A 13,809-nucleotide genomic window follows, 5' to 3' on the forward strand; every position below is an offset into this window, starting at 1 on the left:
ATGCACATGGCAACGCTCATCGGTATCGTCAGTAAGGTCATCGGTCAGGTGTTCGCGGTGGCGGGCGACGGCACCCGTCGCCCTCTGATCGAGGGCGACCGATTGTTCGCCGGTGATCAGCTCGTTACCGGTGCCGAAGGCGCGGTGGCGGTGCATCTGCAAAATGGCCAGGAGCTAACCCTTGGACGGGGCAGCAGCCTGAACATGACCCCACAGCTGCTGGCCCAGGAATCGCCCCACCTCAATACCAACGAATCGGTGACGCCCAGCGAGGCGCAGCTGAGTGACGTCGAGCAGCTGCAAAAAGCCATTGCTGCCGGTGACGACCCGACGCAGACCGCCGAAGCAACGGCGGCGGGACCAGGCGGCTCGACCGGACCTGCCGGCGGTGCACTGGGCGGCGGCCACAGTTTTGTGATGCTCGAAGAGGTCGGCGGACGGGTCGATCCGAACATCGGCTTCCCCACCGCCGGTTTCAACGGCATTCCCGAGTTCCCCGAAGAGCGCCACGATGCGGTGGTCAACACCGTTGTTGATGACACCCAGGGACCCGTGATCGCGCCTCCCGTTCCACTTCCGCCAGTCGTGAACAACCCTGTCACCCTCAGTGGGTTGTCGGTGGAAGGCGGCGAGCTGAACCTCAACGAAGCAAACCTGCCTGATGGCTCGGCGAGCAATCCGGGGGCTCTTACCCAGAGCGGTACGTTTACGGTCACAGCGCCCGACGGGCTGAACAATTTGAGCATCGGCGGGATCAACGTCATCACCGGCGGTGTCGCCGTGGGCTTCCCGCAATCGATCACCACGCAGCTCGGCAGCACCCTGACCATCACCGGTTATAACCCGGCTACCGGCGTGGTCAGCTACAGCTACACCCTCAACGGCAGCGAGACCCATTCGAGCGGTGATGGCACTACCCTCAGCGAGCACTTCACGGTGGTGGCTGGGGACAACAATGGCGACTCCACCACCGGGTCGCTGGACGTCAACATCACCGATGACGTGCCCAAGGCGTTCGATGACCACAATGGCACGGCTACGGAAACCCGGTTGACCCTGAATGGCAATGTCCTGACCAACGACATACAGGGCGCTGACCGCGTACCGGTGGGTGAAAATTCCGGGCCGATCACGCCCGGTACCTTTGTGGGTACCTACGGCACCCTGGTGCTGAATGCCAACGGCACCTACACCTACACCCTCAACACCGACGATGCCGACTTCAAGGCGCTGCACGGTGGTGGTGATGGCAAGGAGACGTTCACCTACACCCTCACCGATGCCGATGGCGATACCAGCACTGCCCATCTGGTGCTGGACATCCACAATGACGACGACGGTGTGACCATCAATGGGTTGGACGTCGAGGGTGGCGAGCTCACCGTCTACGAGAAAAATCTGTCTGACGGCAGTAACCCGGATAGCGGGGCGCTGACTCAGAGCGGCACCTTCACCATCACCGCTCCCGATGGCGTCGAGACCCTGAGCATCGGCGGCATCAACGTCGTGGTCGGCGGGGTGAGCGCAGGCTTCCCGCAATCAATCACCACGCCGCTGGGCAGCACCCTGACCATCACCGGCTTCAACGCCGCCACTGGCGTGGTCAGTTACAGCTACACCCTGGTGGATAACGAAGCCCACCCGACCGGCAATGGCGCCAACAGTCTGTCCGAGCAGTTCGCCGTCACCGTCGTGGATGACAACGGCACCACCGCCAACGGCAGCCTAGACGTGAACATCGTCGACGACCTGCCCAAAGCCGTGTACGACAGCAACGCCACCACCGCGTCGGAAACCCAGCTGACCCTGAACGGCAACGTGCTGACCAATGACGTGCAAGGCGCCGACCGCGTGACGGTGGGTGAAAACGCCGGCCCAATTACGCCCGGTACTTTCGTCGGTACCTACGGCACCCTGGTGCTGAACGCCAACGGCACTTACACCTACACCCTCAACCCCAGCGATGCGGATTTCAAAGCGTTGCACGGTGGCGGCAACGGCACCGAGACTTTCACTTACACCCTCACCGATGCCGACGGCGACACCAGCACCGCTAACCTGGTGCTGAACATCCACAACAACGACGATGGCGTGACCATCAATGGCCTGAACGTTGAGGGTGGTGAACTCACCGTCTACGAGAAAAATCTGTCTGACGGCAGTAACCCGGACGCCGGGGCGCTGACCCAGAGCGGCACCTTCACCATCACTGCACCGGATGGCGTCGAGACCCTGAGCATCGGCGGCATCAACGTCGTGGTCGGCGGGGTGAGCGCAGGCTTCCCGCAATCGATCACTACACCGCTGGGCAGCACCCTGACCATCACCGGCTTCAACGCCGCCACTGGCGTGGTCAGTTACAGCTACACCCTGGTGGATAACGAAGCCCACCCAGCCGGCAATGGCGCCAACAGCCTGTCCGAGCAGTTCGCCGTCACCGTCGTGGATGACAACGGCACCACCGCCAACGGCAGCCTCGACGTGAACATCGTCGACGACCTGCCAAAAGCCGTGTACGACAGCAACGCCGCGACCGCGTCGGAAACCCAGCTGACCCTGAACGGCAATGTGCTGACCAATGACGTGCAAGGCGCCGACCGTGTGACGGTGGGTGAAAACTCCGGCCCAATTACGCCCGGTACTTTCGTCGGTACCTACGGCACCCTGGTGCTGAACGCCAATGGCACTTACACCTACACCCTGAACACCAGCGATGCGGATTTCAAAGCGCTGCACGGTGGTGGCAACGGCACTGAGACCTTCACCTACACCCTCACCGATGCCGACGGCGATACCAGCACTGCCAACCTGGTGCTGAACATCCACAACAATGACGATGGCGTGACCATCAATGGCCTGAACGTTGAAGGCGGCGAGCTCACCGTCTACGAGAAGAATCTGTCTGACGGCAGCAACCCGGACAACGGGGCGCTGACCCAGAGCGGCACCTTCACCATCACCGCACCCGATGGCGTGGAGACCCTGAGCATCGGTGGCATCAATGTGGTGGTCGGCGGGGTGAGCGCAGGCTTCCCGCAATCGATCACCACGCCGCTGGGCAGCACCCTGACCATCACCGGCTTTAACGCCGCCACCGGCGTGATCAGCTACAGCTACACCCTGGTCGACAACGAAGCGCATCCAACCGGCAATGGCGCCAACAGCCTGTCCGAGCAGTTCGCCGTCACCGTGGTCGACGACAACGGCACCACCGCCAACGGCAGCCTCGACGTGAACATCGTCGACGACCTGCCCAAAGCCGTGTACGACAGCAACGCCGCGACCGCGTCGGAAACCCAGCTGACCCTGAACGGCAACGTGCTGACCAATGACGTGCAAGGCGCCGACCGCGTGACGGTGGGTGAAAACGCCGGCCCAATTACGCCCGGTACTTTCGTCGGTACCTACGGCACCCTGGTGCTGAACGCCAACGGCACTTACACGTACACCCTCAACCCCAGCGATGCGGATTTCAAAGCGTTGCACGGTGGCGGCAACGGCACCGAGACTTTCACTTACACCCTCACCGATGCCGACGGCGACACCAGCACCGCCAACCTGGTGCTGAATATCCACAACAACGACGATGGCGTGACCATCAATGGCCTGAACGTTGAGGGTGGTGAACTCACCGTTTACGAGAAGAACCTCAGCGACGGCAGCAATCCGGACAACGGGGCACTGACCCAAAGCGGCACCTTCACCATCAATGCACCCGATGGCGTCGAGACCCTGAGCATCGGCGGCATCAACGTCGTGGTCGGCGGGGTGAGCGCAGGCTTCCCGCAATCGATCACTACACCGCTGGGCAGCACCCTGACCATCACCGGCTTCAACGCCGCCACTGGCGTGGTCAGCTACAGCTACACCCTGGTCGACAACGAAGCGCATCCAGCCGGCAATGGCGCCAACAGCCTGTCCGAGCAGTTCGCCGTCACCGTCGTGGATGACAACGGCACCACCGCCAACGGCAGCCTCGACGTAAACATCGTCGATGACCTGCCCAAAGCCGTGTACGACAGCAACGCGGCGACCGCGTCGGAAACCCAGCTCACTCTCAATGGCAATGTCCTGACCAACGACATACAGGGTGCTGACCGCGTGCCGACCGGCCCAAGCGCCGGTCCGATCACCCCCGGCACCTTCGTCGGCACTTACGGCACCCTGGTGCTGAATGCCAACGGCACCTACACCTACACCCTCAACACCAGCGATGCGGATTTCAAAGCGCTGCATGGCGGCGGTAACGGCACCGAGACTTTCACCTACACGCTCACTGACGCTGACGGGGACACCAGCACTGCCAACCTGGTGCTGAACATCCACAACAATGACGATGGCGTCACGCTCACCGGCCTGGATGTGTATGGCGGCGAACTGACTGTCTACGAGAAAAACCTCAGCGACGGCAGCACCCCCAACGCGCCAGCGCTAACCCAAAGCGGCACCTTCACCGTCACGGCACTGGATGGCCTGCAAACCCTGACCGTGGGCGGCATCACGGTCGTCAGCGGCGGCGTGGCCGCCGGTTTCCCGCAATCGATCACTACACCGCTGGGCAGCACGCTGACCATCACCGGCTTCAACGCCACCACCGGCGTGGTCAGCTACAGCTACACCCTGGTGGATAACGAAGCGCACCCGACGGCCAATGGTGCCAACAGCCTCACTGAAAACTTCAACGTCGTGGCGACCGATACCGACGGCAGCACCGCCACCGGGCAGATCAACGTCAACATCGTCGACGATGTGCCCAAGGCGATGAACGACAGCAATGCGTCGACGGCTTCGGAAAGCCATCTCACCCTGAGCGGCAACGTGCTGACCAACGACGTGCAAGGCGCCGATCGTGTGCCAACTGGCCCAGGCGCCGGCCCCATCACCGCCGGCACCTTCGTCGGCACCTACGGCACGCTGGTGCTGAACGCCAACGGCACTTACACCTACACCCTCAACACCAGCGATGCCGATTTCAAAGCCCTGCATGGCGGCGGCAACGGCACCGAGACCTTCACCTATACCCTGACCGATGCCGACGGCGACAAGAGCACCGCCAACCTGGTGCTGAACATCCACAACAACAACGACCCGGTGATTATCAAGGGCCTGGATGTGTGTGGCGATGAACTCACCGTCTACGAGAAAAACCTCAGCGACGGCAGCCACCCCAACACGCCGGCACTGACCCAAAGCGGCACCTTTACCGTCACCGCGCTGGATGGCCTGCAAACCCTGATGGTGGGTGGAATCGCCGTGGTCAGCGGTGGCGTAGCCGCCGGCTTCCCGCAATCGATCACCACGCCGCTGGGCAGCACCCTGACCATCACCGGTTATAACCCGATCACCGGCGTGGTCAGCTACAGCTACACCCTGGTGGATAACGAAGCCCATCCGACCGCCCATGGTGCCAACAGCATCACCGAGAACTTCAACATCGTTGCCACCGACACCGACGGCAGTTCCGCCAGCGGGCAGATCAACGTCAACATCGTCGACGATGTGCCCAAGGCGATGAACGACACCAATGCGTCGACCGCCTCGGAAACACATCTGACCCTCAACGGCAACGTGCTGACCAACGACGTGCAAGGCGCCGACCGTGTAACGACCGGCCCGAGCAGCGGGCCGATCACCCCCGGCACCTTCGTCGGCACCTACGGCACCCTGGTGCTGAACGCCAACGGCACTTACACCTACACCCTCAACCCCAACGATGCCGACTTCAAGGCGCTGCATGGTGGCGGCAACGGCACCGAGACCTTTACCTATACCCTGACCGATGCCGACGGCGACAAGAGCACCGCGAAACTGGTGCTGAACATCCACAACAACGACGATGGCGTGACCATCAATGGGCTGAACGTCGAAGGTGGCGAGCTCAACGTCTACGAGAAGAACCTCAGCGATGGCAGCAATCCGGACGCCGGGGCACTGACCCAGAGCGGCACGTTCACCATCAACGCACCCGACGGTGTCGTGACCCTGACTATCGGTGGCATCAACGTGGTGGTTGGCGGGGTGAGCGCAGGCTTCCCGCAATCGGTCACCACGCCACTGGGCAGCACGCTGACGATTACTGGCTTCAATGCCGCGACCGGCGTGGTCAGCTACAGCTACACCCTGGTGGACAACGAAGCGCATCCAACGGCCAATGGCGCCAACAGCCTCACCGAGCACTTTGCCGTCAACGTCGTGGATGACAATGGCAGTACCGCCAATGGCAGCCTCGATGTGAACATCGTCGACGACCTGCCAAAAGCCGTGTACGACAGCAACGCCTCGACCGCTTCGGAAAGCTTGCTGACCCTCAATGGCAACGTGCTGACCAACGACGTACAAGGCGCCGACCGCGTGCCGACCGGCCCATCTGCCGGCCCGATCACCCCCGGCACCTTCGTCGGCACCTACGGCACCCTGGTGCTCAATGCCAACGGCACCTACACCTACACCCTCAATACCAGCGATGCGGACTTCAAGGCGCTGCACGGCGGCGGCAACGGCACCGAGACCTTCACCTACACCCTCACCGATGCCGACGGAGACGCCAGTACTGCCCAGTTGGTGCTGAACATCCACAACAACGACGACCCGGTGATCATCAAGGGGCTGGATGTATGTGGCGATGAACTCACCGTCTACGAGAAAAACCTCAGCGACGGCAGCAACCCCAGCGCACCGGCACTGACCCAAAGTGGCACCTTCACCGTCACCGCTCTGGATGGCCTGCAAACCCTGATGGTCGGTGGCATCGCCGTGGTCAGCGGTGGCGTGGCCGCGGGCTTCCCGCAATCGATCACCACGCCGCTGGGCAGCACCCTGACCATTACTGGCTACAACCCGACCACCGGCGTGGTCAGCTACAGCTACACGCTGGTGGATAACGAAGCGCATCCGACGGCCAATGGTGCCAACAGCATCACCGAAAACTTCAACATCGTTGCCACTGACACCGACGGCAGTTCCGCCAGCGGGCAGATCAACGTCAACATCGTCGACGATGTGCCGAAGGCGATGAGCGACACCAATGCGTCGACCGCATCGGAAACCCAACTGACCCTGAGCGGCAACGTGCTGACCAACGATGTGCAAGGCGCCGACCGTGTAACGACCGGCCCGAGCAGCGGGCCGATCACCCCCGGTACCTTCGTCGGCACCTACGGCACCCTGGTGATGAACGCCAATGGCACCTACACCTACACCCTCGACACCAGCGATGCCGACTTCAAGGCCTTGCACGGCAATGGCAACGGCACCGAGACCTTCACCTACACCCTGACCGATGCCGACGGTGACAAGAGCACCGCCAGCCTGGTGCTGAACATCCACAACAACGACGACGGCGTCACGCTCACCGGACTGGATGTGGTGGGTGGCGAACTCACCGTCTTCGAGAAAAACCTCAGCGACGGCACCAACCCCAACACACCTGCGCTGACCCAGAACGGCACCTTCATAGTCACCGCGCTGGACGGCTTGCAAACCCTGACCGTGGGCGGCATCACAGTCGTCAACGGCGGCGTGGCTGCCGGCTTCCCGCAATCGATCACCACGCCATTGGGCAGCACCCTGACCATCACCGGCTTCAACGCCACTACCGGTGTGGTCAGCTACAGCTACACCCTGGTGGATAACGAAACCCATCCAAACGCCAACGGCACCAACAGCATCACCGAGAACTTCAACGTGGTGGCCACCGACGGCGATGGCAGCACCGCGTCCGGACAGCTCAACGTCAACATCATCGACGACATTCCAACCGCCAAACCCGATACGTCCTCGGTGGTGGAGGGTGGCACCGTCAACATCAGCGTACTGGGCAACGACATCAACGGTGCCGATGGTCCGGTGACGGTGGTCGGCGTGCGCGCCGGCGGCAATACCTCGACCTCGGCGATCGGCGGCCTGGGCAATAACATCACTGGCAGCTACGGCTACCTGACCCTCGATGCCGCCGGTAATGCGGTCTATCACAGCAACCCGAACACGGTCAGCCCGGCGGGGGCGACCGATACCTTCACCTACACCGTGCGTGATGCCGACGGCGACGAAAGCACCACGACCATCACCATCAATGTCTCCGACAGCAGCATCAAGGCTGTCACAGACACCGATGTGACGGTCTACGAAAAGGCCCTCGACCTGAGCAAGGATGGTCAGGACCTGGCGGCCGGCACCGTGACCGGTAGCGAGCCGGGCAGTACTGCGGAAACGTCCAGCGGTACCCTGGTCGGTTCGGTAACCGGAGGCAGTGGCGCCATCACCTACACCCTGGTCGGCAGCGCCACCGGGACTTACGGGCAGATCCTGCTCAACCCCAATGGCACCTACACCTATACCCTGACCTCGGCGCCGAAAACCTCGCCGAATGCCAACGATGGTCCGAACACCCTGACGGAAACCTTCACCTACAAGGCCACCGATGCGCTGGGCAACAGCACCACCAGCACCATCGTGGTCAACATCGTCGATGACGTGCCCAAGGCCGCGGGTGCCGAACGTTCGGTGGCCGCCGTGGAGATCGACACCAACCTGCTGCTGGTGATCGATGTGTCCGGCAGTATGGCCGACGCTTCCGGCGTACCGGGGCTGTCGCGGCTGGAGCTGGCCAAGCAGGCGATCAGCGCGCTGCTCGACAAGTACGATGATCTGGGCGACGTCAAAGTGCAGATCGTCACGTTCAGCAGCAACGCCACCGACAAGACCTCGATCTGGGTGGACATCGCGACGGCCAAGTCGATCGTTGCCGGCCTGTCGGCGGGTGGCGGCACCAACTACGACGCCGCAGTCGACATGGCGCAAACCGCGTTCAATACCAGCGGCAAACTGACCGGCGCGCAAAACGTCGGTTACTTCTTCTCCGACGGCAAGCCCAACGAAGGATCGATCGGTGGCGGGGACGAGGCGGACTGGAAGGAGTTCCTCACCGACAATCAAATCAAGAACTACGCCATTGGCCTGGGCACCGGTGTCAGCAGCGGCGACCTCAACCCACTGGCGTATGACGGCACCGGCACGGGCACCAATACCAACGCGGTGATCGTCACCGACCTGGGGCAACTCAACTCGGTGTTGTCGGGCACCGTGATTGGCGCACCGGTCACCGGTTCGCTGCTCGAGGGTGGTTCATTCGGGGCCGATGGCGGTTTCGTCAAAACCATCACGGTCGATGGCACCACCTACACCTACGATCCGAAAGGCAACAGCAACCAGGGTTCGCTGGGCTTCAGCGGCGGCGTCAACCACGGCACCTTCAACACCGTCGACAACACCTTGAGCATCGCCACCAACAACAAGGGCACCCTGGTGGTGAACCTCGATACCGGCGAGTACAGCTACATTTCGCAGAAGGCCACGTCGGTGGTGGTGACCGAAAACATCGGCTTCACCCTCAGCGACAACGACGGCGATCTCGCCAGCTCCACCCTGGTCGTCAAAGTCGTGCCGAATGCGGCACCGGTGGCGGTCGATGACCACATCATCACCAACATCCTCTCGAGCAATATCGCCGTGGCGGGGGATGTGCTGCTGGCCAACGACAGCGATGCCGATGGCGATCCGATGAAGGCCTCGCCAACCACTTTCAACACCGGGTGGGCCAGCAAGGCGGCGGATTTCACCGGCAGCGGAGCGATCGACTTTTCCGGCAGCGGCGCCAAACCGTCCAACCAGGAACTGGCCAATGTGCGCGCTTCCTTCGCGGCCAATGCCGCGACCATGACCGCGCTGCTGGTGATCAGTGGCTACCTGGGGCCGGTCACTGCTGCCAATACCAACGATGAGGACAAGATCACCGTCAACCTCAAGCAGGGCGAAACCCTCAACCTGGACCACAACCTGGATGCCGGGCACATCACCATGGAGTACTCCGTCAACGGCGGGGCCTGGATTCCCATCGGCGATGGCCAGACCATCACCGCGGCGTCGGACGGTGTGTACCAGATCCACATCACCAACATCACCGACCCCGGCGGTGGCGGTGGCGCGGGCAATAAAGAAAGCTACGAGCTGACCATGAAGCTCAACTACGCCGGCGCCCATGACATCACCCCGGACTATCACGGCACCTACACCACCAGTGACGACCATGGCGGCAGCGCCAATGCCAACGTGACCATCAGCTACCAGGATGGCCACACCCTCACCGGGACCTCCGGCGACGACACGCTGGTGGCGGGGGACGGCAATAACATCCTCAATGGTGGCGACGGCAACGACATCCTCATGGCCGGCAATGGCAACAACGAATTGCATGGCGGTGCCGGCAATGACTTGCTGTTCAGCGGGCTGGGCAATGACCTGCTCGACGGCGGCGCCGGCAACGACACCGCCAGCTATGCCCATGCCACGGCGGGCGTCACGGTCAACCTCGGCGTCAGCGGCGCGCAGAACACCCTGGGCGCCGGCACCGACACCCTGACGGGGATCGAAAACCTCGTCGGCTCCAACTTCAACGACAACCTCACCGGCGACAACAACAGCAACATCATCACCGGCGGCCTGGGCAACGACGTGCTCAATGGTGGTGGCGGCGACGACTTCCTGATCGGCGGCCTGGGTAACAACACCCTGACCGGCGGCAGCGGCGCCGATACCTTCCAGTGGCTTAAGGGCAACAGCGGTCATGACGTGATCACGGACTTCACGCCGGGCACTGACAAACTCGACCTGTCGCAATTGCTGCAAGGGGAGAACAGCACTGCGGCTTCACTGGACGACTACCTGCACTTCACCGTCAGTGGCAGCGGCGCGTCGCTGGTGACCAGCATCGACGTCAGCGCCATGGCCGGCGCGGCACCGAACCAGACCATCGACCTGGCCGGGGTCAACCTGGCCAGCCATTACGGGGTCACGCCAGGGGCGGGCGGGGTGGTGTCCGGTGCGGACTCGGCGACCATCATCAACGGCATGCTCAATGATCATTCGTTGAAGGTGGATACGGTGTAATCAATCCGCCTCCCTGTAGGAGCGAGCCTGCTCGCGATGGTCGTCAACGATGACGCTGGGCGCTTGAAACTCCGCGGTGCTCTCAGGTGCATCGCGAGCATGCTCGCTCCTACAGGTTGCGGACGTTGTTCACATTGGTTCCGGCGGCCCGATCAGCCTGCCCATCACCCCGAACACCCCCAGCTCCCTGATGGTCTCCAGCTCGCCTTGGGTCTCGACCATCTCTGCAATCAACGGCAAATCAATACTGTTGGTCGCCCTGAAAATCGCCTCGATGAACAACCGTTTATCCCGCTGTTCATCGATATGGCGGATGTAGGCACCGTCGATTTTCAGGTACGCCAGGCCCAGTTGGGTGAGGTTGCCGATCTGGCTGAAGCTGCCACCGAAATGCTGCAGGCCCAGGCGGTAGCCGGTGTCGAGCAGGCTGTGGCTCAGCCGATGCAGTTCGTCGGGGGGCGGCAGTTGGCGTTCGTCGATTTCCAGGGTCAGCAAGGGCGCCAGTTCCGGCAGTGAGTCGAGCATGTCGAGGATCAGTTGCAGCTGCGTCTGATCGCGCAGGGTGGTCCCGGACAAACTCAGCGCCAGCGGCCAGCGATTGACGGCCAGATAGTCGAGGGTCGCTTCGAGCATGGCCAGGTCGAATCGCGCGGACCAGCCCAGACGTTCGATCCACGGCAGGAATTGCCCGGCGGCAATCGCCTGGCCCTGTGGATCGAGCAGGCGCGCGAGGACCTTGTGATGCAGCATTTCACTGGTGTCGGCGCATTGCACCACCGGCTGAAAATACAGCTGCAATTTGCCCTGATTCAGGGCGTCGTCGATCCAGGTACGCCAATCCTGTTGGGTGTGGTTCACCGTGCGCTCGCCATGACCCGATTGCACCCAGGGCCGCTCGCCGGGTTGTCGGGCCTGGGCCAGCGCCTGATCCAGGCGCATCAGTACGTCGTTGGCCGATTCGCCCGGGTGATACGCGACGATGCCCACATGCGCGACGGGCAAGCAGTCACTGGCGCCGGTCAGGCGCAGGTTTTCCAGGGTGGTACTCACTTCGGCGGCCAGGCGCGCGGCATCCTCGGCGTTCAGGCCCGGCGTCAGCAGGCTGAATTCACCCCCGCGGTTGCGCGCCGCCAGCCAGGTGCGTCGGTCCGGCAATCCGGTCAGGCGCTTGAGCAATTCGCCGACCGCGCTGATCAATGCATCGGTTTGCTGGCCACCAAGGCGTTGGTTGAGCCCGGTCAGGTCATTGAGTCGCAGCATCAGCAGATGGCCGTCGCCATGGTGCTCGGCGACCAGCAGATGGTCCGCCAGTTGTTCATCCAGCAAGCGTCGATTAGCCAGCCCGGTCAGGCTGTCCCGGTAGGACTCGTTGCGCAGTTGCTCACTGCGCGCCGCTTCTTCGCTGAACAACGCCTTGAGCTTTTCGACCATCTGGTTCATCGCCAGCACCACGCGTTTCAACTCCGGTGTGCGCGGCAGTTTCGGCAGGCTCAGGAACTCGCGTTTGCTGATGGCTTCGGCCTGTTTGACCAGGCTGTCCAGGGGGCGAAGTTGTCGGCGCAACAGCCAACCCCCGAAGACCGCGCTCAGCAGCCCGCACAGCAACAGCCAGATCAGACTGCCGAGGGTGCTGTCCCAAAGCTTGGCCAGGGCAAATTGCGGGTTGCTCAGCACTTCGACCCGTGCCGCCTGCTCCCAGCCGCGCATGATCAGGGCATCGCCGCCCTGATGACGCAGGTCGACCAGGCGAACGAACCAACCCGGGACGCCTTCGATTCGTGCCGAAGCATTGCGCTCCACCAACACCCGCTGATCCTGGTTGTCGATGATGCGAATGCTGCTGAAGTAGCCACTGTCGAAAATGGAGCTGACCATCAATTCCATCATCGCCGGATCATCGATCTGCGCGGTCAGCGACAGGCCCAGCGCGGTCGCGGCATCCTGGGCATGGGAGCGCAACTGGCCCAGCGTCTGTTCGCGAGAGCTTTCCAGGCTGACAAAAAAACTGCCGCTGAACGCCACCACCAGGAACAGGCAGATGGCGAGAAACAACTGATTGCGCAGTTTCATGACACGCTCCTTGCCAGGGCTTTCAGCCGTCGCCGACGGGGAAGCCTTCGGCCTGCATTTTTTTCAGTACGTCTTGCCAGCGCGACAGCTTTTTCGAGTCGCTGCTGCGTTTGCCGCCATTGGCGCCCGGCAGGTACAGGCCTTCGGCATTGAAGGCATACACCGGCAGCAGATCCTTGCGTTGCGAGGCGGGGCGGATGTCGCTGATCAGGTTGTCCAGCACCAGCGGGTCGGCGGTGGGGCTGCTGTAGAAGGTCAACACCATGTGCGCCTGATTCTGGGTCAGCGCCTTGACGTAGGTGATGCGCAGTTTTTCGCTGGGAATTCCCAGCTCGCGCAGGCTGAAATATTTCGCCAGGGCGTAGTCTTCGCAATCGGCGGCACCCTTGACCAGCGCCTCCACGGGGGTGGCCCAGTAATCGGTCTGGTGCCAGATTCGCATGTCGTCCTGAAAACTCAGCTGCTGATTGAAGAAGCCATTGACCGTATTCAACTGGTCACGCTCGGGGGCATTGCGCTCTCTCTGCAGCATCTGGCCCCAGGCCTCGATCCGGCCGCGCGCCGGGCCCAGGTTGCCGTAGCGCTTTTCGGCGGTTTGCAGGATCTGCGCAAAATCCCAGTCGGCCCAGACACTGCCCAGCCCGGCCAGCAGAAATCCGCCCAGCAACAGCCACCCGCCGATCCGAAGCCGGAGCGCTGACCATCCTGGACTACGCGGACTACGGAGCATGTCTGGCTGCTCGGGGGGGCGGTTCGGTGAAGTCTAGGTGGTGTTTTGGCGGGGGGAGGGCAGGT

At 62.5% G+C, this 13,809-nt stretch carries 3 protein-coding genes; 1 reads left to right on the plus strand and 2 read right to left on the minus strand.

The annotated features are described in order from the left end of the window. Positions 1 to 6 precede the first annotated feature (6 nt). Positions 7 to 10,944, plus strand: a complete 10,938-nt coding sequence (locus DKY63_RS32750; protein WP_239499333.1) for a retention module-containing protein — start codon at positions 7 to 9, stop codon at positions 10,942 to 10,944. 129 nt (positions 10,945 to 11,073) lie between these two features. On the opposite strand, the gene lapD is transcribed toward DKY63_RS32750, so the two are convergent. Next, positions 11,074 to 13,014, minus strand: a complete 1,941-nt coding sequence (gene lapD / locus DKY63_RS27490) for a cyclic di-GMP receptor LapD (protein ID WP_110966998.1) — start codon at positions 13,012 to 13,014, stop codon at positions 11,074 to 11,076. Positions 13,015 to 13,036: 22 nt separating this feature from the next. Then, positions 13,037 to 13,744, minus strand: a complete 708-nt coding sequence (gene lapG, locus DKY63_RS27495) for a cysteine protease LapG (RefSeq protein WP_110966999.1) — start codon at positions 13,742 to 13,744, stop codon at positions 13,037 to 13,039. Between the last annotated feature and the right edge of the window lie 65 nt (positions 13,745 to 13,809).

Source organism: Pseudomonas putida (genome assembly GCF_003228315.1).
Taxonomy (GTDB): domain Bacteria; phylum Pseudomonadota; class Gammaproteobacteria; order Pseudomonadales; family Pseudomonadaceae; genus Aquipseudomonas; species Aquipseudomonas putida_S.